The following is a 24706-nucleotide window of genomic DNA, read 5'->3' as shown; positions in this document are numbered from 1 at the left end:
GCATCTGGCCGGAGCGCGCGGACAGCCGCACCGTCCCGCTTCACATGGTCTTGCCTACGCACGCATGAAGATCAGGGCCTCAGCCGTAGCGCCCAAGGTGTTGCCATGCCACGTCCCATCTGGACCGGAACCCTGTCTTTTGGCCTGCTGAACATTCCGGTGTCGCTGATGTCGGGCGAACGGAAGGTGGACATCAGCTTCCGCATGCTGGACTCGCGCGACAGGAAGCCCATCCGGTTCGAGCGGGTGAACGCGGAGACCGGCGAGGAGGTGCCCTGGAAGGACATCGTCAAGGCCTTCGAATACGACAAGGGCAGTTACGTGGTTGTCGAGAAGGAAGACATCCAGTCTGCGGCCCCGGAGACGCACGAGTCCGTGGACGTGGAAGCCTTCGTCGATGCCGACAGCATTGGCATCCGCTTCTACGAAAAGCCCTACATCCTCGTTCCCGGCAAGAAGGCAGAGAAGGGTTACGTGCTGTTGCGGGATACCCTGAAGAGCACGAAGAAGATCGGCGTGGCCCGCGTGGTCATCCGCACGCGCGAATACCTGTGTGCGGTCATCCCCGAAGGCGACGCGCTGGTGCTCATGATGCTCCGCTACCCGCAGGAGCTGGTGGATCCGGAAGAGTACAAGCTGCCCTCGGGCAAGGCCGCCGACTACCGCATTGCGGCCAAAGAAGTGGAAATGGCGAAGAGTCTCATCCAGTCTATGGAGGCGACCTGGGCGCCGGATTCCTACCATGACGAGTTCCGTAAGCGTCTTGAGGCGATCATCAAGAAGCGCATCAAGGCGAAGGGCGCGACCACGAAATTCATCGATGCTCCCGTCGAGCATGACGACGCGGCAACCAATGTCGTGGACTTCATGGCACTGTTGCAGAAGAGCCTGGACAGCAAGAGCAGGACGCCCGCGAAGAAGACCGCCGCACGCAAGACGCCGACAAGCAAGGCTACAAAGAAGAAGGCTCCCGCCAAGCGGACGACGAAGCGCGCGGCGGCGAAGTAGGCAGTAGTGATGCCCACAGGTGCGGAATCCGTGCGCTTTGCCCCGGCAACGATGGCCGGGAACGCCAGGTCATCGACTAGCCGTTGCCGGTTCTCGTCTCCATCACCGCTGGCGTTGCGTGGATTGTCCCGACGAATGGACGGATGCGAAAAGATCATGGCCAAGGAAACGAAGGACGGTTCGCATGAAGGTGCGTGATGTCATGAACCCGGATGCCTGCGTGGTATCCCTGGATGACACCGCGCAGCAGGCCGCCACCCTGATGGCCGAAAATGACATCGCCAGTCTGCCCGTAGTCGACGAAGGTCAGCTGGCCGGTGTGGTAAGTGATCGAGACATCGCCCTGAATGTCGTCGCTGAGGGTCGGAGTGCATCCACCTGCGTCCGTGACGTCATGACATCCAGGGCGATCTACTGCATCGACGACGAAGACGTTGATGACGTTCTCTCGCGAATGGCGATGCTGGCATCGAACCGGCTTCCCGTGGTGGACCACGGCGGAAAGCTGGTCGGCATCCTCATCCGCCGCTGACGTCGCATCATGGCTGGACGGACGATCGTCCCATTGGATGGCGTGGGCACGGGGGCGTCGGGCGGCGCGTTCCTCTACGTGTTCCCGTGCGCCTACGAGGACTACGCCAAGCTCGGCATCTCGAAGGAGCCGTTCGCTCGGCTGTCCGCCTTCGCACCCCGCTACTTTGAGTTCTTCGACCTGGAGCGTGGCTGGCTGGTGCGAGCGGACGCCGTACGCGAGGCGCGACAATGGGAAACCCGATTGCACCGGCACCTGCATGCGCACGCCGCACCCCCGCCGCTGCTCGTGCCACGTCGAGCGGCAGGCCATACCGAATGGCTGCGCGGGGCGCAGGCCGCGCTGGAAGCGGCGCGAGACGACTTCATCCGCCGAGGGTTCACCGTGCATGCGAGCCTGCGGACTTGGGCCCGGGAGCGTCTGTTCGCCGAGCGGTGGCGACTGGCGACGATGGAGCAGGCGGCGGTGGCAACATGGGGCGCGATCGAATTCTGGCCCTGGCAGGTGGAGCACACGCCATTGGCGGCCGTCCGCGACAGCCTTGATGCTTGTCGTGCGCTGGAGGTCGAGTTCTCCGGTGTCGTTTCCGCTGCGTTGCGCGATTGGCACCGGCGCAGCAGCCTGCTGCCTCCCTGAGCAGGAAGACGGCACAGGCACGCGCATGCACATCGCGTTGACGACCCGCGTCGCATAAAGGGGGCGTTGAAGGAGGCGGTGATGAGCCTGGTGGAGTATCGGCGCAAGCGCCGTTTTGACAGCACGCCCGAGCCTGCGCCGGGCAGCCGCTTGCCGCGCGGGCGCCGCCCCATCTTCGTCGTGCAGCTGCATCACGCCAGCCATCGTCATTACGATTTCCGGCTGCAGGTTGGGGACACGCTGAAGAGCTGGGCGGTCCCCAAGGGCCCCAGTCTGGATCCGGCGGTCAAGCGCCTGGCGGCGGAAGTGGAAGACCACCCCGTCGACTATGCCGATTTCCAAGGCGAAATACCGAAGGGCGAGTATGGCGGCGGTCATGTGGCGACATTCGACAAGGGTCTCTGGACCACCGAGGGAAATGCGGAGGAACAGCTTGCCAAGGGCCATCTGCGTTTCGAGATGTTCGGCGACAAGCTGAAAGGCGGTTGGCATCTCGTGCGGACGCAGAAGCCTGCACGCACGCCGCAATGGCTCCTCTTCAAGGAGCGTGACCGCTACGCCAGCAAACAGGAGGCCGACGACCTGCTGGAGGATGTCGCCCGCGCGCCGGCGAAGCCGGCGCGGCCCAAGACGGGAAAAGCAGCAAAGGTGGCAAAGACAGCAAAGGCGTCTTCGTCTTCGCGTGGGTCGCCGAAACGCTCCGACCCCTGGGGCGCACGCGCCGCCAAGCTGCAGGGTGCCAGGGCGACGAACGACCCGCCGTCATTCCGTTCGCCGCAGCTCGCCAAGCTGAGCGCCACCGTGCCCGCAGGCGACGAGTGGCTGCATGAGGCGAAATGGGATGGCTATCGCCTCATCGCGCAGATCAATCGCGGCAAGGTGCGCCTGTGGTCGCGCAACGAACTGGAGTGGACGAAGAAGGTGCCGGAGATTGTCGGCGCGCTGGAGGCGCTGGGGCTGCAGGACGCCGTGCTTGATGGCGAACTGGTGGCGGGGGCAGGGCGCCAGGAAGACTTCGGCCTGCTGCAGGCCGTGCTGTCCGGCGAGCGCAATGCCGTGCTGTCCTATCTGCTGTTCGACGTACTGCAGATCGACGGTGTGGATCTCTCGCGCAGTCCCCAGTATCAGCGCAAGGCGCTGCTGGCGGAAATCCTGAAGAAGCCGCCGCCGCACCTGATCTACAGCTCGCACATCATCGGCCGTGGCGAGCAGGCCCTGGCCATGGCCATCGAACGTGGCCTGGAAGGCATCATCTCCAAGCGCGCGGATGCGTCCTACCACGGCGGGCGTGGCGATGCCTGGCGCAAGATCAAGCAGCGCAACGCGGAGGAGTTCGCCATCGTCGGCTTCACCCCGCCCAAGGGAAGCCGCGCGGGCTTGGGCGCCCTGTTGCTTGCCACACCGGATCCCGACCATGGATGGCGCTACGTGGGTCGCGTGGGCACCGGCTTCAATGCGCAGCTGCTGGCCGACCTGCCGACCAGACTCGGCCGGGATGCGCGCGCAAAGCCCATGGTGCACGTCGCGGTGGATGATCCCGAGCTGCGCCACGCCCGGTGGGTGCGGCCGCGCCACGTGGCGGAAGTGTTCTTCCATGGCTGGGGCAGCCAGGGGCTGTTGCGGCAGTCGTCGCTCAAAGCGATCCGCGCGGACAAGACGGCAGACGATCTGCAGGAGGCTGGAATGCGCAACCCGACGGAAAAGCCGCAGCCCTCACCAACTGAAAAAAAGAAGAAGCACTCGGCTTCCGCGGTGACCTTGAGCAGTCCTGGTCGGGTGGTGTTCGCGGAAGGTGGCATCACCAAGGCGCAGGTGTTCGATTACTACCAGGCGATGCTGCCCTGGCTGCTGCCCGAGCTGGCGGGGCGGCCACTGTCGGTGGTGCGTTGCCCCCAGGGCGCGGACCGGCCGTGCTTCTTCCAGAAGCACCACACGGCCGGCATGGAGCACGTGGGCGCCGTCAGCATCGAGGAAGACAGCGGCGAGCGCGCGGACTACCTGGTGGTGGAAGAGGGAACCGGATTGCTCGAGATGGTCCAGTTCAATGCGCTGGAATTCCATCCGTGGGGTGCCACCGCGGTCTCGCCCGACAAGGCGGACTACATGGTCTTCGACCTGGACCCCGGGCCGGATGTCGCATGGCGGCAGGTGGTGGAAGCCGCGCGCCAGGTGCGCGGGCGGCTGGAAGCGATGGGACTGGATTCGTTCGTGCGGACATCAGGCGGTAAGGGCCTGCATGTGGTGGTGCCGCTGAAACCGGCGTGCCCATGGACGCAGGTGAAGCCGTTCGCGCATGCCTTCGCCGAATCGATGGCGGCATCGGAACCGCTGGCATACGTTGCGACGGCCAGCAAGAAAGTCCGCAAGGGCCGCATCTTCATCGACTACCTGCGCAACGGCCGCGGTGCCACCAGCGTCGCGTCGTTCTCGTTGCGTGCCAGACCGGGAGCGCCCGTAGCGATGCCGTTACGCTGGAGCGAACTGGGGCGGGTGAAGGCAGGCGATGCCTATGACCTGGTCTCGGCGCGTCGCCGCATGGAGCGTGTGAAGGCACATCCTTGGGAGGCTTGGACGAAGGTCAAACAAGACTTGGATGGCGCAATGCGCCTGATCGACACGATAGTCCCCAAGGCGCAAGGGAAGCAGCGCAAGAATTGATGACGCGAACATCCGGACGGGGAGGGGGATGGTCCTTACGTCAAACTGACTTTTGCAGATCGCTGGCGGTTCACGCATGTGGCCACTATCGGTCAATGACAGGTGCCAGTTGGGGCCATGCCCCGATCAATGACGAGGATCCACGTATCCCGAACAGTGCCTTGCTCTACTGTTGCCTTGCATGCCTTCTCCGAAGCACCGTCGAGCACGTGCCGCCTGCAGTGCGCTGGCAGCATCCATGAACAGGCCGGCACTCACAGCCGTGCACGCGGTGCTTACATTGTCCATTCCACTATCCGCGTGGCATGAGGCTGACAGGATGCGATGTGTCCATGCAGGAGCGGAGGAGCGCGCCGGCTGATCTCGCGCTGGTTGCCGTGTTGGTCGCGGCAGGCGCTTGGTTGTCCAACACCTGGGGCGGACGCCCAGGGGACCTGTCTGCTGTCTGGATTTCAGGAGGCATCCTCTGTGCATGGCTGTTGCTCCGGCCCAGCGCCTCATGGGTAGCGTATTGCGTGGTGGGCGGCATCGCCGATATCGCAGGCCAGTGGGCGGCCGGAACGGCACTTTCCGTGGCTATCGCCCTGTCGCTCTGCCAGGGAATCGAAGTGGTTGGCGTGGCATATTTCATCCGCCGTGAGATTCCCAACATCCGCGACCCCCGCCACTGGATACACTTGGGTGGCGTAGCGACGGTCAGTACACTGCTCGCCTGCGCGGTCTCGGGCCTCCTCGTTGCCGCACTGGCGCACCACGTCATGAAGGCAGACTTCGGCGTCGCGTTCGCCACCTGGTACGGCGCGCACGTGTCGGGCATGGTCATCGTGGGTACCGCCACCCTCGTGCTGCACGTCGAAGGCGTGCGCGCATTGGCTCCACGCGGCCGGCGCACCCGCTTTGCAGTCAGTATGGGATTGATTGCAAGCGTTGGACTGGCAGTGTTCACCCATCCGTATCCAGTGCTCTTTCTGACGTATCCGCCTTTGCTGCTGGGTGCGTTTCGTCACCGGTTTTCTGGTGTCGCCATCGGCGTGACGCTGCTTGCGGTAATCGGCATAGCGCTCACCACCACCGGCCATGGTCCCCTCGCCGGCATTTCTACCTCGCACCCTGCGGTGGGCATCGTACTGTTGCAGCTCTATCTGGCGGGTGGCTGCCTCCTGACCATCCCCGTGGTGCTGGCGATGGCGGAGCGCGATCGGTTGACCGCACGCGTGCGGGACAGCGAGCAGCGCTACCGACTGCTGGCGGATTTCTCAGGCGACCTCGTGGTGAGACTGAACCAATCGGGCGAGCGCACCTATGTGTCGCCTTCCGCAAGAGAAATGCTGGGTTGGTCCCCTGAAGAAATGCTGGGGTCCCGCTGGCACCTCATGCATCCTGATGATCGCGAAGGACAGCGGCGGGCAATGAAGGAAGTGGTTGCGTCCGGCCTTCCGCAGACGCATCGCTTCCGGATCCGGCACCGCGACGGCCAATATGTATGGGTGGAAGTGGTCATGCGATCCGTTCCCGGCGATGATCCCTCGGTGCCGGTAGACCTCATCCTCTCTGGGAGGGATATCAGCAAGCGAGTAGCCGCTGAGCGGGCCTTGGAAAAGAGCCGACTCGAACTGGAGCGCCTGAGCCTGGTGGATGCCCTGACCGGAGTGGCCAATCGACGCCAGCTGGAACGCCGGCTTGCACTGGCCATTGCACGCCTAGACAGGGGCAGTGGCGCCATCGCGCTGTTCTTCCTCGACCTGGATCACTTCAAGGAGGTGAACGATACGCACGGTCATGCGGCAGGAGACGGCGTGATCCGCTGCTTCGCGGATCGCCTGCAAGCGGTGGCGAACGAGGAGAAGGGCCTGGCGGTCCGTTTGGGTGGGGACGAGTTCGTGATCCTGCTCGATGGCAACATCACCGCAGCGGCCGTCGAGGAGGTCGCAAGACGCATATTGGCATCGGTCGATGCACCCATGTACTTCGGAGGAATTTCGCTGATGCTCACCACGAGTATCGGGATCGCATTCGCGCAATCGCCTGTAGAGGAAGATGACCTGCTGGCTACGGCGGACGAGGCGCTGTACAAAGCAAAGCAGCAGGGGCGCAATCGGTTCCATCTGACCATGGTGCGTGCATCGCGTCCGCAGCAGTCCGCCCCAAATGTGTCTGCGTAGGCACCCAACTGCCATTCCGCAGGCACCTGTGCGGCCGACCCATGGACGTGTCCGCTGGAACCGCTGTCGCGGCGCGTGCATGATCGGCGCGTCGAAGGGATGTCCAGTATGGCAGGGGTGACGACGCCATGAGAGCGGCGCTGACTCGGGTAACCGCGGCCTCCCCATCCACCGTGCGCTGGATCGGCACCTGCCTGGGCCTATTCATCAGCATTGGGCTGGTTCTGACGGTCGTGCAGGATAGGCTTGCACGCGTAGAAGCAGCGCGGCGCCAGAGCACGGCCGTGGCCATTGGTGTGGATCGCCTGCTCCATTACGAGTTCCGCAACCTCGAGCGTGCGTTGCGAGGCATGGCGGTCGAAGCGGATGGCTACGCGGAAGACTATCCCGAGCGCAGCCGGTGGGACCTGCCGGCAGCAATCCGCGGGGTAGTCTCGCGACATGTCGAACTTCAGGACATCGATCTGTACGACGCCGAGTGGCGCGCGATCCATCATGGCGTCGGCGCGCATGAACGCCCGGCTCACCCTGCATACACTCCCGGGCATGGCGGGGGGCTGGGCGTGGGGGGGCTGCAGCAGGAGGGCCATGGCGAGCCGATCATCCCCCTGGCGCTGCGCACGCCCGAAGGCAACTGGCTGGTGGCACGGCTGCGCACGTCGGAGCTGCAGCGCATGCTGGAGGGTCTGGATATAGGTAGGCGGGGCAGCGCAGGAATCCTGGACTGGAATGGCGTGGTGCTAGCGCGCCAAGGCATTAGTGGCGCCTACGTGGGCAGGCAGGTGCCGTTGCCTGCAAACCTCACGCCGGGCGCCACGGTGCAACTGGATATGGTGAGTCGACTGGATGGCATCGAGCGCTTCGCCAGTTTCACCTCGACCAGTGACTATCCTTTCGTTGTGGCAGTCGGTCTTTCGAAACAGGACGCGATGGCGCCTTGGTGGCGCTATGCGGTCATCGCAGGCTGCCTGTTGGTGCTCTATTGGCTGGGGATGTCTTACCTGATGCGGAGGATGTCGGTGTCCGAGGCTGCTCGCCGTAGAGTTCACGATGAACTACGGCGGCATGCCGACTGGCTCACGAAGGCCCAAGAAGCTTCGCATGCAGGTGTATGGGCGATGGAACTTGGCGATGACCACGTCCGCGCTTCCGCGCATGCCGCCAGCCTGTTCGGTTTCGCCCCTGTCGCGGGCATGTTGCCGCTGGCGGAGTTCTTCCAGCGCATGCATGTACTGGACAGGCAGAGGGTCGAACGCGAATTCGAACAGGCGCGGGCAAACGGGCAGCCATTCCGCTCCGAGTACCGCATTGTCATGCCGGATGGACAGTGCCGTTGGATCAGTGCGCAGGGCGCGTTGATCGAGGGTGAAGACCACAAGCCACGCATGACGGGCACGATCGTCGACATCACCGAGCGCATGGCGCGGCAGGAAGAGCTGAAGCGCGCGGAGATCCAGTTCCGCGAGTTGTTCGACCTGAATCCACTGCCATTCTGGGTATTCGATATCGAGTCTCTCCGGTTCCTGGCGGTCAATGCTGCCGCCATTTCCCGTTACGGATACTCGCGCGAAGAGTTCCTGGGGATGACTATCCTGCAGATCCGCCCGGCCGGAGAGGTCGAGGCGGTACTCGCGTCGGTCAATGACGGTGCCGAACCACGCGACGCCTCGCCTGTATGGAGTCATGTCCGCCGCGACGGAACGCCCATGCATGTCCGCGTGCACAGCAGCAGCATCATGTTCAATGGGCGTGCAGCGCGGTTGGTACTCGCCGAGGACGTGAGCGACCGGGTGGCCCACGAGAAGGATCTCGCATGGCGGGCTGCGCATGACGAGGGCACGGGCCTGCTCAATCTACGTACGTTCGTCGAACAGCTGGATGACCCGCCGGAACCGGCCGGAAACAGCGGGATCTACGCTGTCGCCTACGTGCAATTGCGCGATCTCGCATTCGTTTCGCCCACCTTCGGGCACCGTACGCGCGACGAGATGATCCGTGGCATCGCGCAGCGTCTCGCCGCCGTCGCGGGTCGGCACGGGCCGCTGGCCTACGTGCCTGCCGATGCCTTCGTCGCCGTGACGCGCCATGCGGCCGACTGGAACGAACTGGTCGACGAGCTGTTGGCTGCATTCTCCGAGCCCGTCGAGTCGGGAAGTGGAAGCCAGCGCATGGAAGCATGGATAGGAATCGCCTTCCGGCAAGCCCCCGACCAGGGGGCGGAAGAGGTCGTGGCACATGCGTCGCTTGCCGCACTGCAGGCCCGCGCCGAGAACAGCAGGACGATGCACTACACCGACAGCATGGCGGACGACGCCAGTCAACGACTCGCTATGATCGATCGCCTGCGACGGGCGCTGCCGGGTGATGAGTTCGAGCTCTTCTTCCAGCCCATCCAGCGCCTGAAAGACGGTACGGTCTTTGCAGTCGAAGCGCTGTTGCGGTGGCGTACCCCGAGTGGCTACGTTGCACCGGACAGGTTCATCCCCTTGAGCGAGGAATCGGGCCTCATCGTGCCCATCGGCGATTGGGTGATCGACAAGGCGGCACAGGCATATCAGGCGGTGGCGGCGGCGGGGTTCCCGGGAATGGCCATCGCGGTCAATGTTTCCGCTGTGCAATTCATGTCCGGGACCGTTCCCCGTCTCCTCCGGAGTGTCCACGAGCGCTACGGCCTTCCGCCCGGCAGCCTGCATGTCGAGTTGACGGAGAGTGTCATGCTTCGCCGCCCCGATATGGCACGGGCGGCGATGGAGGAATTGCAACGCGATGGCGTGTTCATCTCCATCGATGACTTCGGCACCGGCTTTTCAAGCATGACGTACCTGCGCGACCTGCCGGTGGATTGTCTGAAGATCGACCGCAGCTTCATCCGCCACGTGCACCGCGATGCGAGGAATGCATCGATATGCCAGGCATTGATAGCACTTGGGCGCGGCCTCGGCCTCGGCATCGTGGCCGAGGGCGTAGAAGCCGAGGAGGAGCTGGCCTGGCTGAAGCGGCATGGCGTCGACAGTGTCCAGGGTTTCCTGATCGCACGACCCGCTCCGCTGGAAGAATTGCTCGCCTGGCTCGCGGCGCCTAAATGAGTGCTGGCATCACTAATTCACATATGTTCGGCATGCATTCATTAATGTCTGAAAGCCGGAATCTCAATCTGATGGTGTAGTAGCGGCAGTATCGACATATCTTCTCGGGTTTTATGGCCACCTTGCTGTGGCCTAAGATCCGAGCACTTTCAGCACGGCCCGCTTTAAAAGGCGCGCTGCTCCCAAGCGGGGTAGCTGGGCAGCATGGTTTCGGCTACGTGTTCACCCATGAGCCACGCGCCGTTCGTACGCATGTGGTCTTCGATGAAGTGGTGTCTTGCGATGCCGCGCAATACAAAGGTGTAGTCGCACGGATAGGATCTCTATGGTGCGAGCCGAATGGGGCCGTGAGTTGCAGCTGCGAACTGGACGTCAGCATGGCGAGATCTAGCCTGTCTTAACCATTTGGCTCATGCTCCATCCGTTCCTACGGGCTAGTGCGATAGCAGCGCTTTCGGCCCTATCGCGGCTAGCGTGGCGCTCAGTGGTGACCACGTCGACGCGTGCACGCCCCTCTGCAATGCGGAACATTGCGCGGCCCTGCCAATAGACCATTCCCAGCGGATCAATCTTCTCGATCGTCTGTACAGTCAGTTGGTGTCCGTTGTCCGTGATCGTCATTACGGTCATAGCTTGCCCCTCGCCATGTGGAAATCTACTTCAAGGACCTCCGACACGGCAAAGGATGCACCGGACTGCGAATCTTTGCGGCCTTCAGTGCGCTCCCTTTGGATCTTGCCCTGCACCGTGAAGTGGGCTCGTGGGAGGATGAGTTTGAGGCGAGGGAGCTGAGAGATCTGCTGCCCGCTAGCTGCGACCGGCAAGAACAGGTGATAGACTGATGTTCTTGATAATCATTCGCATTGAAAGTCCTCATGTCCCCCCAACGGTTTACGCGTGGCCTCTTGGCCACCGCCCTGTCCTTGGCCATTTTTCAGGCTCATGCCCAGGCTTCCCCCGACGCCGCACCTGCCAACCCTGATGTAACCGAACTGGATGCGGTCCAAGTCTTGGGTCGGGCCCAAACTCTGTACAAGGCCGACGATGCCGCGGTCGGTACCCGTACGGATACGCCCTTGGCTCTGGTGCCGCAGTCGGTACAGGTCATGCCCCGCGAACTGATCGATGACCAGGCCGCACGCCAGGTCACCGACCTTTATCGGAGCATCAGCGGCATCAGCTTCTTCAGCTATGCCGGCGTGACCTTGCGTGGATTCCGCCAGGAGAACGTGCTGTACGACGGGCTGCGTGGCGATCCCTATGCAGGCTTCTCCGTCCCACAATTGTTCAACATAGAACGGGTCGAAGTACTCAAAGGTCCGGCCGGCGCGCTGTATGGCGGCGGCGATGCCGGCGGTGTCATCAATTACGTTACGCGCAAGCCGCAAGCCAAGGTGCAGCGCCGGGCCGAAATCCAATTCGGCAACGAGGATTTTGTTGCCGGTTCGGTCGAGGCGACCGGTCCGCTCACCCCGTCCGGAAGGGTGCGTTATCGCCTGGGAGCCTACGGCGATGGCGAGGAGGGCGTTCGCTGGAATGCGGACAGCCAGAGCGTGATCGGTGATGCCTCGATCGCCATGGACATCGGCGAGACCGGCGAACTGACGGTGCAGTACACCGACATCACCCAGAATCTGGGGGGCAACCGGCTCCGCGGGGTGCCAGTGAACGACAACGGCGAATTCCTCACGAACCGTCGCTGGAATCACAACGAAGCCACCGACTTCCTCGACATGAATGCCAAGGTGCTGCTCGCGCAGTATCGTTTCTCGCCGGCGCAAGCATGGGACGTCGACTTTGCTGCGCGATGGTTCGAGAACAGCGAGCATCAGATCTACCACGAGCCGATGGGCTTGATCGACCGGGACGGCGATGGCACCGCGGAATGGATGACGCGCCAGCTGCGCAACCAGTACCGGGACAACGACGCCATTGCAGTGAACGGCAATGCCGTCTGGCGCTTCAGCACCGGGACTGTGGAACACAAGTTGCTGTTCGGCGCCGACTACTACCACGTGGATTCGGATTTCACGGCACAGACAGCCAATAGCGCGGACCTGGTTCGCAACGCAGGACCCGTGCCCGGCATCGACCTGTTCAATCCCGTATACGGGGTCACCTCCTACCGCGATTACAACCTCGCCGCCCTTCCGTGGCGTGACACCAGCACCCGCGGCATTCGCTACGGCGGTTACATCCAGGACGAGCTGACCCTGACACCGCGCTGGTATCTGCTGGCCGGCTTGCGCTGGGACGGCTTTGAGGATGAGGATCTGATCGGTGGAACCCGCGTGGACGGTCACGACCTCAGCTGGCGCCTGGGCAGTACCTTCGTGCTGCGTGATGGACTGAATGCGTATGCCAGCGTGGCCAGCGGCTTCGTGCCGCAAACGACCGGCAACCAGAACCCCGCGGCAGGGGGCCCTTTCGATGCCGAGCAGAGCAAGCAATGGGAAGTGGGCTTGAAGACGCTGCTGGCCGATGGCCGCCTCACGCTCAACACCGCGCTCTACCGGATCGAGCGCAGCAACATCGTGCAAGCCACGGGTGAAGTCGTGGACGGCACCAACCAGCTGGCGGCACTTGGCCTGGTACGCAGCGAAGGCTTGGAAGTCGACCTGCTGTCAGACGTGACCGACCGTTGGGTCATCAACATCGCATATGCCTACAACGATGCCCGCGTGATCGATGCCGGCAGCAACGGCATCACCAATGCATCAGGCGATCGCTTCGCCAACGCCCCGCGCAACAAGCTGGGCCTGTGGACCCGCTATGACATCCCGGCCATCGCATCCGCCATCGGTTTCGGAGCGGACTACACGGACGAGCGCATCAGCCTGGAGGGGCAGCGGGTCAAGCCGTACACGATTTTCGACCTGAGCTGGCAGACGCAATGGCGGGACTGGAAGTTCCAGGCCAACATCAAGAACCTGTTCGACAAGGTCTATGCGGCCAGCGGTTTCATCGAACGCAACGGTCATTTCCCCGGTGAACCGCGACGGCTCTACCTGCAGGCGGCCTATACGTTCTGACGTCATGCGCCAGCCACCGCCAGCGATCTCATCTTCTTCCGTGCCGACCCAGCTCCACAGAGCGGGCGGAAGGCGCCGTTGGTTCGATCTGCACAGTTGGATCGGACTCAAGCTGTGCCTGTTCATGGGCTTTATCTGCCTGACCGGCACCCTGGCGGTGTTTGCGCAGGAAATCGATTGGCTGCTGCACGCGGAAATGCGCGTGACTCCCGGCGAGCAACGCGTCAGTTGGGGGCAGATGGTCGATGCGGTGCAGCGGGCCCATCCTGACGGGTCGCTTCAGGGCCTGGCTGCACCGCATGCATCGCGCTTCGCCGCCAAGGCCCAAGTGCGTACGGCAGATGGAAGGCTGCGGTTTGTCTGGGTCGACCCGTACACCGGCAAGGTGACGGGGGATACCCATTGGTTCAATGTCCACCGTTTCCTGCGCAACACGCATCGCCACCTCATGCTGCCCGTCAAGTACGGCGTACCGCTGGTAGCGGCGCTGTCGATCCCCTTGCTGCTGTCACTTGTCAGCAGCTTCTTCATCTACAAGCGCTGGTGGCGCGGATTTTTCAGTTGGCCACGCGGCGATCGGCCACGCCGCCTTTGGGGTGACATCCATCGGTTGCTCGGTGTCTGGAGCCTATGGTTCGTGGCGCTGATTGCGGTTACCGGCGGGTGGTATCTGGTCGAATCACTGGGCGGCAAGGCCACGCCTCCACCGAAGATCTCGCTGCCAGGTGACGGCAAGGGCGAGAAGGCGGCACCTGCCGATCCTGTGGCCATCGACCGCGCCGTCGCGGAGTTGGCGAAGCGCTGGCCTGAGCTGAGTGTGGCAGGAGTGCAACCCAGTGCGGCTGGCCAGGGCATCCTCATCGACGGACAAGCGCAGGCATGGCTCGTACGTGATCGAGCCAATGTCGCCGGCTTCGATCTGCGCGATGGCCGTCTGCTCGAGCTCCAGGATGGGCGTGAGATGAGCGTCCATCAGCGCATCGCCGAGATGGCCGATCCGCTGCACTTTGGCTCATTCGGTGGATGGCCGGTGCGGCTGCTGTGGTTCCTGTTCGGCGCTGCGCTCACGGCGCTCAGCTTCACGGGCGTGTACCTGTATGGCCTGCGAGTGGCCGACGCACTGCGCTCGGTCCGAAAGCGGGGGCGTCATGAGTCGACCTGACCCCGGTCCTTGGAGACTGGCCTGGCGCAGCATGGGACGATGGCGCTGGTTTTGGCTGGTGCTGCTGATTCTCTGGCTCGCGCTGATTCCATTGGAAGCCATGAAGTAGAGCCTGTCGCTGGCGAAGCAGAAGCAAAGGCTGCTTCCGACCTTGGACCAACCGCTAGCTCCCTGGCTTCTGGAAATCTCAGCTCCGGCGCATCAGGATCATCTTTTCCTGAGTCATGTCGCGCATGGTGTAGGGAATGCCGCCGGTGCCATACCCGGATTCCTTGCGACCAGCGAAAGGCATCCAGTCGGTGCGAAAGGCGGTGGGGTCGTTGATCATCACCGCCGAGGCATCCAGACGGTTGGCCGCGCGCAGGGCGATATCAATGTCCTGGGCGAAGATGCTGGCCTGGAAGGCGGTGGGCAGGGCGTTGGCGCGCGCAATCGCCTCGTCGAGATCGCTATAGCGGTAGACCGCGACCACCGGGCCGAAGATCTCTTGCAGGGATACCCGTGCGTCGACAGAGGGATCGAGCAGCACCGCAGGTTGCAGCGTCGTCTCAGAGAGGCGTGTTCCGCCGGTAGCGAGCTTGGCGCCGCCCTTGACCGCCTCCCCGATCCATTCCGCGACCCGGTCTGCCTCTCGTGGCAGAATCAGTGGGCCAACCTCGGTCTCCTTCAACGTGGGATTACCGGTACGCAATCTTTCGACGCGAGCGATGAGCCTGTGCGTGAAGTCGTCGGCAATGTCATGGTGGACGTAGATGCGCTGCGTCGATACGCAAACCTGGCCTGCATGGTAAAACCCGCCCTTCACGATCGGCTCGATGATCTTGTCGAGGTCGGCGCTGCGATCGACGATGGCCGGCGCAAGACCCCCATGCTCGAGCGCCGAGCGCGCCCCATGGGCGAGCTTGGCATGCAGCGACCAACCGACCCTGGCCGAGCCGATGAAACTCAGGAACGCGACCCGCTTATCGGTCGCGAGCTTTTCGGCCAGTTCATTGCCTTCCGGTACGAAGCTCTGGCACCAGGGCTCTGGTAGGCCGGCTTCATGTGCCATCGCAACGAACTCGATGCAGGAGAGGGGGGTCGTGCCCGCGGGTTTGACGATGACGGGGCAGCCGACCGCGATGGCCGGCGCGACCTGGTGGACGATCAGGTTCAGCGGATGATTGAACGCCGAGATCGCCGCCACAATGCCGACGGGCTCTTTGGTGGTAAACGCCCAGCGATTCTCCGCAGCGGCCGACAGGCCCATCGGGATCTCCCGGCCAGCGAAGTTCCGCAGTTCGTCGGCGGCGTTGTGGACGCCGTCAATGGCGCGCGTTGTCTCGACGATAGCGTCAGGTAGCGGCTTGCCACCCTCGCGCGCGATCTGCATGGCGAGCTGGTCGCGCTTACCTTCCATCAGAAGGGCCAGCCTGCGCAGGATGGCAATGCGCTGATGCGGCTTGAGCCAGCCGTCACGATCCTTGAACACGCGCTCGGCGGCTTGCAGTTTGCGCTCCAGTGCCATGGCATCGTCGGTTTCTATTTCCGCGATCGGTGCACGGTCGAAGGCCTGAACGACGTTCAGCATGGTGGATTTCCTCACACGTCAGATGCTCGAGGGAGAAGCGGGGTGCCATTCTCTGCGCGGCTTTGCAAGACGTCATTGACGACCGATGGCGTCGCGACAGTTCCGCTCACGCGCACTCCAGGCCGGGTTTCCGATTGCGCAATTCGTCGACGAGCACACGCGTGTTCTCGGAATAGTCGATCGGCACGTCAATCAGATGAACCCCGCCACCGGCGAAGGCGGCTTCGAGCGTCGGCACGAGATCCTGGACTGCGGTCACCCGCGAACCCTTCGCGCCATAAGCTTGGGCATAACGCACGAAGTCGGGATTGCCGAAGCGCATGCCGAAATCCGCGAAGCCATCGACTGCCTGCTTCCAGCGGATCATGCCGTACGCACTGTCGTTCAGGATGACCACGACCAGGTTAAGCCGGAGCCGCACGGCAGTTTCCATCTCCTGCGAGTTCATCATGAAGCCGCCATCGCCGCAGACCGCCATGACGCGACGATGTGGATAGAGCATCGCCGCCATCATCGCGGAAGGCAGGCCGGCACCCATCGTGGCGAGCGCGTTGTCGAGCAGCAGTGTATTGGCGACATGGGTGCGGTAGTTGCGGGCGAACCAGATCTTGTACATGCCATTGTCTAGACAGACGATGCCGTCGTCCGGCATGACCTCGCGCACATCGTGGACGAGGCGCTGGGGTGTGACCGGGAAGCGATCCTCTTCGGCGCGGTCGTTGAGGCGGGCAAGGATCTTCTGGCGCAGCGCGATCATCCCTTCGTCGGGAAACAGGCGGCCTTCGAGCCGCTCCGCGAGCGCTTCGACGGAGGCTCCAACATCGCCGATCACCTCGATATCCGGATGGTAGACCTGCTCGACCGTGGCAGATTGGTAGCCGACATGGATGACCTGCGGTCCGCCGCTGTTCTTCATGAGGAAGGGAGGTTTCTCGACCGTGTCATGGCCGATGGCGACGATCAGGTCGGCACGCTCGACGGCTTCGTGGACATAGTCGCCCTCCGAGAGCGCGGCGGTGCCCATGTAGAGGTTGGAGCCGCCAGTGACCGCACCCTTGCCCATTTGCGTGTTGAAGAAGGGGAGCCGGGTACGCATCACGAAGGTCGATAACGCCTCGGTCAGCCACGGCCGGCTGCCGGCCGCGCCGATCATCACCAGCGGGCGCTTGGCGGCGAGGATGGCCTCCACCGCCCGGTCGAGCGCGGCAGGAGGGGCGAGGGGACGCTCGATCGGGTGCACCGGAATGACGGGGGCGCTTTTGACCTCTTCGGCGGCGACGTCCTCCGGCAGCTCGAGATGCACCGGCCCCGGCCTCTCCTCCGTGGCAACGCGGAACGCATCACGCACGGTAGCGGGAATGGACGCCGCGCTGACGATCTGGCGCGTCATCTTGGTCAGTGGCTTCATCGACGCGACGATATCCACGATCTGGAAACGAGCCTGCTTGGCGCTCATCACGGCTTTCTGGCCGGTGAGAAGGATCATCGGCATGGCCCCGAGATGGGCATAGGCTGCACCGGTCGAGAAATTCAGTGCGCCCGGGCCCAACGTGGCGAGGCAGACGCCTGGCTTACCCGTGAGCCGCCCATGCGTCGCCGCCATGAAGGCGGCTGCTTGTTCATGACGCGTCAGGACGAGTTCGATGCGTGAGGTCCGGAGCGACTCCAGGAAGTCGAGATTCTCCTCCCCCGGTACGCCGAAGATACGGTCCACGCCTTCGTTCTCAAGCGCATCGACCAGCAAGGCAGAGCCCTTGCGCATAGTTCGGATCCTTATGGCAGTGAATCGGACAGAACTGGGCGGACGTAGTGCATGGGCGAGTCTAGCAAGCGATACGTTAACTGCGCGGAGCGTGGCGGGACTCGGCTACTGTGAACCGGCGAGGAAAAAAACACGAAGAAGATGATGGTTCACGACGCCCCGGCGACACCGTGCGTCTGGCTGCCGCACGGGCGAAGGGAATCGGGCCGGCACTCGTCCTTGCCGGACGTAACGAAGATCCGCTGCAGGCTCGCATGTTCGTGCTCGATGACCTAGCCGATGTCAGGCGCGGGCTGCAGGACATCGACGTGCCGCTCAACTGCGCCGGTCCGTTCGTGCACACGGTAGAGCCGCTGATGACCGCCTGCCAGCACACTGTTTGTCATGAGTCATGCGTATGGCAAAGAGGGGCATGGCGCTGCAAACGCGCTTGCCGGCAATCGTGCTGTCGAGCTCACGCAAGGTTCGAATTGTTGTGCTCTGCAGCATGAGAATTCGTGCGTGGCGTCTTGCATCGGAGTGTTCGGCTGCTTTATGGTGCAATCGATTGCATTGAGGCGAATCTTTGAAGCTTCGCGCCGGTTGGGAGGCCGGGATATCGATGTATGTCTATTCGATCATAACGGCATGCTGCATCTCGTCCGGTGCATGCCTCGCGATGGCAGCGATGTCTCGAACGATAGTTTCGAGCGTCCGCCGGCCGTGGCTGGATCCATGAGCGCGCAAGGCGGGGGATTCACGCGCCGGGATGCGCTGCGCGCCGCCATGTTGGGCAGCGCTGGGCTGGTCGGTGCCGGCCTGGTGTCCGGCACCGGTGCAGCGGCGCCGCTCAAAGGCACGCTGAAACACTCCGTCGCCCGCTGGACATTCCCGAAGTTGTCGATTGCCCAGTTGTGCGAGACGGTGAAGGGCATCGGTTTTGCCGCCATCGACTTGGTCGGCCCGCAGGACTGGCTGACGCTGAAAGCGCATGGCGTGTTCAGCTCGATGTGCAACGGCGCAGAGCTTGGTCTGGATAAAGGCTTCGCCGCCACCCAGTTCCACGATCAACTGGTCGAGCGCTATACGCGCCACATCGATTTGGTGGCGGACGCCGGTTATCGCAACCTCATCTGCTTCTCCGGCAATCGCAACGGCATGGATCCTGAGGAGGGCCTGGTCAACGCCGAAGCCGGCCTGAAACGGATCCTGGGCCATGCGGAGAAGCGCGGCGTCATGCTGGTCATGGAGTTGCTGAACTCGAAGGTGGATCACCCCGACTATCTGTGCGACCGCTCCTGCTGGGGCGTGGCGCTGTGCGAGCGGCTGGGCTCCGATCATTTCGGCCTGCTCTACGACATCTACCACATGCAGATCATGGAAGGCGACGTGATCGCCACGATCCGCAAGCACCACGCGTTCTTCAGGCATTACCACACCGCGGGCGTGCCTGGCCGGCACGAGATCGGCGAGGACCAGGAACTCAACTATCCAGCCATCTGCCGCGCCATCCGCGATACGGGCTTCGACGGTTACGTGGCGCAGGAGTTCATGCCCACCGCCGCCGATCCCATCGCCTCGCTGCGCGAGGCCGTGCGCCTCTGCGACATCTGAATCCGATATCCACCAGGGAAATCCCATGGCAGACAATCACTACGACGCCATCGTCGTCGGCTCGGGAATCAGCGGCGGTTGGGCTGCCAAGGAACTGACCGAGAAAGGCCTCAAAGTCCTGATGCTGGAGCGCGGCCGTAACATCGAACACGTCAAAGGCTACGTGAACGCGATGAAGGAGTCATGGGATTACCCGCATCGCAATCATCCCACCCAGGAGATGCGGGCCAGGTTCCCGGTCCGCGTGCGCGACGGCGGCCTGGGCGAGAACACGCTGGACATGTGGGCGAACGAGCAGGATTGCCCCTACACGGAAACCAAGCGCTTCGACTGGTACCGCGGCTACCACGTCGGCGGCCGATCACTGATGTGGGGCCGGCAGAGCTATCGCCTGTCGGATCTGGATTTCGAGGCAAACCTGAAAGAGGGCATCGCCACCGACTGGCCGATCCGCTATGCCGACATCGCGCCCTGGTACGACCACGTCGAGAAGTTCGCCGGCATCGCCGGTACCCGAGAAGGCCTGGACGTCCTGCCCGACGGGGAATTCCTGCCGCCCATTCCTTTGAACATCGTCGAGAAGGACGTAGCCGCGCGGATCAATCAGGCCTTCGGCGGCACGCGCCACCTCATCCACTCGCGCACCGCCAACATCACCCAGCCCAAGCCCGAACAGGGCCGGGTGAACTGCCAATACCGCAACAAGTGCGTTTTAGGTTGTCCGTTCGGCGCGTACTTTTCCACCCAGTCGGCCACGCTTCCGGCGGCGATGAAGACGGGCAATTTGACGCTGCGGCCGTTCTCGATCGTCAAGGAGGTGCTCTACGACAAGGACCGCAAGCGCGCGCGAGGGGTGGAAATCATCGACGCCGAGAACGGCCAGACCTACGCGTACACGGCCAAAGTGGTTTTCCTCAATGCGTCCTCGTTCAACTCCACCTGGCTACTGATGAATTCGGCCACCGATGTCTGGGAAGGCGGCCTGGGTTCCTCCTCGGGCGAGCTGGGACACAATGTCATGGACCATCATTTCCGTGTCGGTGCCTCGGGTCGTGTCGATGGTTACGAGGACAAGTACTACTCGGGTCGCCGTCCGTGCGGTTTCTACATCCCACGCTTCCGCAACGTCGGCAGCGACAAGCGCGCCTACATGCGAGGCTTCGGCTATCAGGGCGGCGCCAGCCGTACCGGATGGTCGCGCGAGATCGCCGAGCTCAGTATCGGTGTGGAACTGAAGGAGGCGCTGACCCAGCCGGGCGAGTGGCGCATCGGCATGACCGGGTTCGGCGAGATGCTGCCGTATCACGACAACCGGATCAGCCTGGACCCCGAACGCAAGGACAAGTGGGGTTTGCCGGTGCTGGCGATGGACGTGTCCATGCGCGAGAACGAGCTGGCGATGCGCAAGGACATGGGCGCCGATGCCGCGGAGATGCTGGAAGCCGCAGGCATCAAGGACGTTCGGGTGCATGACGATGACTACGCGCCGGGGATGGGTATCCACGAAATGGGCACCGCGCGGATGGGACGAGACCGGAAAACGTCGGTACTGAACATGCACAACCAGGTGTGGGATGCGCCGAACGTCTATGTGACCGACGGCGCCTGCATGACCTCCAGCGCCTGCGTGAATCCGTCGTTGACCTATATGGCGTTGACGGCGCGCGCGGCGGACCATGCGGTGCGCGAACTCAAGTCGGGGAACCTGTGATGGAACGTCGGGAGCTCCTGAAGATGATCGCCGCCGCCACCGGCGCGGCCATGATCGGCATGCCCGCGTTCGGCTACGCGCAGTCGCCGGTTGCCGGCGCTGCGAGCGCCTTTTCCGAAGTCGATGTGGCGCTGCTGGACGAGGTGGCCGATACCATCCTGCCCCGGACCAGCACGCCCGGTGCCAAGGATGCGGGCGCGGGCGCGTTCATGGCCCGGTATGTGGCCGACTGCTACACGCCGCAGAACCAGGCGATCTTCCGCGACGGTCTGGCCGATCTGGATCGGCGTGGCGGGCAAGGGTTCCTCTCACTGTCGCGGGACGCGCGCGCCACACTGCTGCGTGCGCTGGATGCCGAGGCCAGGGCGGGGCTGGGTACCACCGCGAAGGAGGGCGGTGTGAACCCGGGGCCGCTGACGCCGCACTACTTCACGATGCTCAAGCAGCTGGTGATCTTCAGTTTCTTCACCTCGCGCCCGGGCGCGACTGAGGCGCTGCGGTACGTGCCCGTGCCGGGCCGCTACGACGGCGAACTGGGCTACACGCCGGGCACGCCGGCATGGGCCACCGAATGAGCGGCCTGTACCGTCCGTCCACGCCCCGCGCGTTCACGAGAACCTCCATGACCCCGATGACAAGACCCATGCTGATGGCGACCTGCCTGCTGGCCCCTTGCGTGTTGGCCGCAGCGCCCGCCATCGCGCAGGCTGCCGGTGATCCGCAGCGCGACCCTGCCAAGACCGAAGTCTGGAAGCCGATCCCGGCGATGGTCGCCACGCCCCGCGATGCCGCCCCGTCCGATGCCGTGGTGCTATTCGACGGCAAGGATCTGTCGGCGTGGGAGGGCGAGCAGGGCGGCGAGGCGCGCTGGGTGGTGGCCGACGGCGCGTTCACGGTGGTGCCGGGCAGCAAGGGCATCCGCACGAAGCAGCGCTTCTGCGATATCCAGCTGCATGTGGAATGGCGCACGCCTGTCGAGACCCGGGGGCTCGATGGACAGCAGCGCGGCAACAGCGGCATTTTCCTGCAAGAGGTCTACGAACTGCAGGTGCTGGACAGCTACGAGAACCCCACGTATCCCAACGGGCAGGCCGCATCGATCTACAAGCAGGCCATTCCGCTGGTGAACGCCTCGCGCGCACCGGGCCAATGGCAGGTCTACGACATCATCTGGAAGGCGCCGCGCTTCTCCGCTGGCGGCGGTCTGGTCTCACCGGCGCGCATCACCGTGCTGCACAACGGTGTGCTGGTGCAGAACGATACGGTCGTGTCGGGCAAGACCGAATACATCGGCGCGCCCTCGTATCCGCCCCACAGCTGCGCCCCGATCTACCTGCAGGATCACGATGCCAGGGTCAGCTTCCGCAACATCTGGATGCGCGAACTCTGAGCTGCGCGCTGGACGCTCATCCGTCTTCGCTTATTGCTTGAGGAAGGCGACCAGGTCGTCGATTTCCTTTTCCGAGAGCTGGCTGAAGGGCGGCATCAGCCCGCCGCCATTCACGATCTTCTCCCTGATCTGCTTTTCGTCCAGCCGCTTGCCCACGTCAGTGAGGGCAGGGAAGGTGCCCGGAATGCCGGCACGTTCCGCGCCGTGGCAGGCCGAACACTGGGTGGCGTAGAGCCGGGCACCGGCCGCCGCATCCTGCGGGCCTCCCGAGATCGCCGGGACCGCGACGGAGGCGGCCACCACGACAGACAGGCTGGCCAACTTGACGAATTTCCCCATGGGGATCACTCCGGTATTCAGCGCGCTGCGTCCGCAGGCAGGTGCTTGTAGAGATAGTCTGCGCCGGCTTTCACCACCGCGGAAGGATCGCGCGGCTGATCGTGCTCGACGATGAACCACTGCACGCCCGCCGCCTTGGCGGCAGGAAGGATCGATCCCCAGTCCAGCACGCCCTGGCCGACGGGGGCGAACCCTCCTTCATCCTGCGCCTGGCCCGTGGCTGCGTTGTCCTTGGCATGGACCGCGAACAGGCGCCCGCGGAACTTGCCAAGCGTCGCCGCTGGATCGAGCCCGGCGCGCGCCACCCAGGCCAGATCCAGCTCCGTTTTCAATCCTGGGCCCGCCGCTTCGAATAGCAGATCCAGTCCCGTCTTGCCGGCGAAATCCACCAGTTCGAAGTCGTGATTGTGGTACGCCAGGGTCATGCCCCTGGCTTGCAGCCGTTTCGAGATGCCCGCCAGTTCCTCGCCCAGGGCCGTCCAGCCGGCCGCGTCGGTCGGCCGCTCCTGTTCGCCCAGATAGGGCACCACCAGCACGGTGTTGCCGATCGCCTGGTTGAAGGCGACCACGCCATCCAGGTCCGTGCGCAGGTCCGCCAGCTGCACATGGCTGGAGATGACCCTGATCGAATACCTGTCCAGCAACCGCTTCAGTTCGTTGGCACTGACGTTCTGCGTGCCGACGGTTTCCACCGCCCGCACGCCCGCATCGTGCACGATCTTCAGTTGCTCATCGAGCGAGGCCACATGACGCAGTGTGTACATCTGCACGGCGATGGGCTTGGGCGGCATGGCGGCGTCCTTGGCGAAGGCGGACAGGGCGGACAGGCACAGCAGCGTGGTGGCGGCGATTTTGCGCAAGGGCGTGATGGTCATGATGCACTCCAGGTTCGAAGACCTGCAGACAGGAAGAAGCGGCGCTCGTGTCCCAGGTCGATCAAGGTATGGACGTCCAGGCGCGCGTCCTGGCCGAGGCGATGACGCGGTCGACGATCAGTGCCGAGCGCAGTCCGTCTTCGAATGTCGGCAGCCCTTCAGGTCGCTCAGCGACGATGGCGCGGTAGGTGTCGGCGACGAAGGCGTCGAAGCAGTTGCCATAGCCCTGCGCGTGACCGGGTGGCAGCACCGACAGCCGGCGTTGTTCGGCGCTTCCCGCTCCCGGACCGCGCACGAAGATCTCCTCGCGCTGGTCGGGCAGTCCGATCCAGAGCCGTTCGCTGTCTTCCTGATCGAAGGCCACGCTGGCTTGCGCACCGTCGATTTCGAACCACAGGCGGTTCCGGCGTCCGGCCGACACCTGGCTGACGGTCAACGAGGCCAGCGTGCCGTTGCCGGTCTTGAACAGCGCCGCGGCCACGTCTTCGCTGGATACCGGCTGCATCGCGCCGCCCGCCGCGGGCGTTGAGAAACTCAGCCCGGTGGCGGCGGCGCGCTGCGCGATCACCGTTTCGAAGGCGGCGCTGACGTCCACGAACCGTTCGCCACTGACCCATTCCACCAGGTCGCACCAGTGCGAGCCGATGTCGGCGAAAACGCGCGACACGCCGCCCAGCGCCGGATCCACGCGCCAGTTGTTGCTGGCCGGGTCCAGCAGCCAGTCCTGCAGGTAGCTGCCATGGATGAGCCGTAGCGGCCCCAGGTCACCGTGAGCTATCCGCGCGCGCGCTTCGCGAACGACCGGGTGATAGCGGTAGACGAACGGCACCGTCGCCACTAGGCCGGTGGAGGCCGCCAACGCGGAGAGCGCTTCGGCATCCTGCAGGGTGGTGGCGAGGGGCTTCTCGCAGATCACATGCTTGCCGGCTTCCAGCGCGGCCTGCGCCATCGCGCGGTGCAGGTGATTAGGGGTGCATACATGCACCACTTGCACCTCCGGGTCGGCGAGGGCGTCACTAATGTCGCGATAGGCGCGCGGCACGTCCCATGCTTCCGCCACTTCGGCACCACGTTCCGGAGATGACGCACTGACGCCACGCACGACCGCGCCGGCCAGCAAGGCCGCGCGACGATGCACGGCGCCGATCATTCCGGTGCCGACGATGGCGACCCCGAGCTTGCCCATGCGA

The 24706-nt window shown here is 63.9% G+C and carries 17 protein-coding genes; 12 read left to right on the top strand and 5 right to left on the bottom strand.

Features of this window, described 5'->3' with window-relative positions; all coding sequences use genetic code 11:
• Nucleotides 1-105: 105 nt before the first annotated feature.
• From ku to AC3DET_RS11660, 8 genes are all read left to right on the top strand, one after another.
• The gene (gene ku / locus AC3DET_RS11695) at nt 106-1008 is read left to right on the top strand and encodes a non-homologous end joining protein Ku (RefSeq protein ID WP_488391687.1); all 903 of its coding nucleotides are present in this window, start codon (nt 106-108) and stop codon (nt 1006-1008) included.
• Between the two features lie 184 nt (nt 1009-1192).
• Complete coding sequence (locus AC3DET_RS11690; RefSeq protein WP_337731975.1) at nt 1193-1540, top strand: CBS domain-containing protein; 348 nt, start codon at nt 1193-1195, stop codon at nt 1538-1540.
• A gap of 9 nt (nt 1541-1549) precedes the next feature.
• On the top strand, nt 1550-2176 hold the full coding sequence (locus tag AC3DET_RS11685) for a GIY-YIG nuclease family protein (RefSeq protein WP_337731974.1): 627 nt from the start codon (nt 1550-1552) through the stop codon (nt 2174-2176).
• An 81-nt stretch (nt 2177-2257) separates the two neighbouring features.
• The gene (gene ligD, locus AC3DET_RS11680; RefSeq protein WP_446539140.1) at nt 2258-4834 is read left to right on the top strand and encodes a DNA ligase D; all 2577 of its coding nucleotides are present in this window, start codon (nt 2258-2260) and stop codon (nt 4832-4834) included.
• Between the two features lie 332 nt (nt 4835-5166).
• The gene (locus AC3DET_RS11675; RefSeq protein ID WP_488391736.1) at nt 5167-6996 is read left to right on the top strand and encodes a diguanylate cyclase domain-containing protein; all 1830 of its coding nucleotides are present in this window, start codon (nt 5167-5169) and stop codon (nt 6994-6996) included.
• A 128-nt stretch (nt 6997-7124) separates the two neighbouring features.
• The gene (locus AC3DET_RS11670; RefSeq protein WP_488391686.1) at nt 7125-10082 is read left to right on the top strand and encodes a bifunctional diguanylate cyclase/phosphodiesterase; all 2958 of its coding nucleotides are present in this window, start codon (nt 7125-7127) and stop codon (nt 10080-10082) included.
• 875 nt (nt 10083-10957) lie between these two features.
• A complete protein-coding gene (locus AC3DET_RS11665; RefSeq protein WP_488391685.1) occupies nt 10958-13114 on the top strand; it encodes a TonB-dependent siderophore receptor in 2157 nt (718 codons plus the stop codon).
• 4 nt (nt 13115-13118) lie between these two features.
• On the top strand, nt 13119-14276 hold the full coding sequence (locus AC3DET_RS11660) for a PepSY-associated TM helix domain-containing protein (protein ID WP_488391684.1): 1158 nt from the start codon (nt 13119-13121) through the stop codon (nt 14274-14276).
• Between the two features lie 187 nt (nt 14277-14463).
• Here the strand turns inward: AC3DET_RS11660 and AC3DET_RS11655 are convergent, their stop codons facing one another.
• Entirely contained in the window at nt 14464-15846 is a 1383-nt protein-coding gene (locus AC3DET_RS11655) for an aldehyde dehydrogenase family protein (protein WP_488391683.1), read from the bottom strand.
• A 106-nt stretch (nt 15847-15952) separates the two neighbouring features.
• Nucleotides 15953-17608 carry an acetolactate synthase large subunit gene (locus AC3DET_RS11650; RefSeq protein WP_488391682.1) on the bottom strand — a complete coding sequence of 552 codons (1656 nt, stop codon included), beginning with the start codon at nt 17606-17608 and terminating at the stop codon, nt 15953-15955.
• A gap of 765 nt (nt 17609-18373) precedes the next feature.
• Here AC3DET_RS11650 and AC3DET_RS11645 point away from each other — a divergent pair.
• The 4 genes from AC3DET_RS11645 to AC3DET_RS11630 are packed head-to-tail and all read left to right on the top strand — an operon-like array spanning nt 18374 to nt 22302.
• On the top strand, nt 18374-19201 hold the full coding sequence (locus AC3DET_RS11645; RefSeq protein WP_488391735.1) for a hydroxypyruvate isomerase family protein: 828 nt from the start codon (nt 18374-18376) through the stop codon (nt 19199-19201).
• A 25-nt stretch (nt 19202-19226) separates the two neighbouring features.
• The gene (locus tag AC3DET_RS11640) at nt 19227-20912 is read left to right on the top strand and encodes a GMC oxidoreductase (protein ID WP_488391681.1); all 1686 of its coding nucleotides are present in this window, start codon (nt 19227-19229) and stop codon (nt 20910-20912) included.
• Nucleotides 20912-21487 carry a gluconate 2-dehydrogenase subunit 3 family protein gene (locus tag AC3DET_RS11635; protein ID WP_488391680.1) on the top strand — a complete coding sequence of 192 codons (576 nt, stop codon included), beginning with the start codon at nt 20912-20914 and terminating at the stop codon, nt 21485-21487. Before AC3DET_RS11640 ends, AC3DET_RS11635 begins: the two co-directional genes overlap by 1 nt.
• A gap of 56 nt (nt 21488-21543) precedes the next feature.
• Complete coding sequence (locus AC3DET_RS11630; protein ID WP_446539285.1) at nt 21544-22302, top strand: 3-keto-disaccharide hydrolase; 759 nt, start codon at nt 21544-21546, stop codon at nt 22300-22302.
• Between the two features lie 30 nt (nt 22303-22332).
• Here the strand turns inward: AC3DET_RS11630 and AC3DET_RS11625 are convergent, their stop codons facing one another.
• The 3 genes from AC3DET_RS11625 to AC3DET_RS11615 form a co-directional block, all read right to left on the bottom strand.
• Nucleotides 22333-22641, bottom strand: a complete 309-nt coding sequence (locus AC3DET_RS11625; protein ID WP_446539146.1) for a c-type cytochrome — start codon at nt 22639-22641, stop codon at nt 22333-22335.
• Between the two features lie 17 nt (nt 22642-22658).
• Nucleotides 22659-23516 carry a sugar phosphate isomerase/epimerase family protein gene (locus AC3DET_RS11620; RefSeq protein WP_446539147.1) on the bottom strand — a complete coding sequence of 286 codons (858 nt, stop codon included), beginning with the start codon at nt 23514-23516 and terminating at the stop codon, nt 22659-22661.
• A 61-nt stretch (nt 23517-23577) separates the two neighbouring features.
• Nucleotides 23578-24702 (bottom strand): Gfo/Idh/MocA family protein, encoded by a 1125-nt coding sequence (locus tag AC3DET_RS11615; protein WP_446539148.1) that lies wholly within the window; start codon nt 24700-24702, stop codon nt 23578-23580.
• Between the last annotated feature and the right edge of the window lie 4 nt (nt 24703-24706).

It is taken from the genome of Pseudoxanthomonas sp. 97-1-1, from assembly GCF_057773125.1.
The sequence above is the reverse complement of the archived record's forward strand: the minus strand, read 5'-3'. Positions and strand labels throughout refer to the sequence as shown.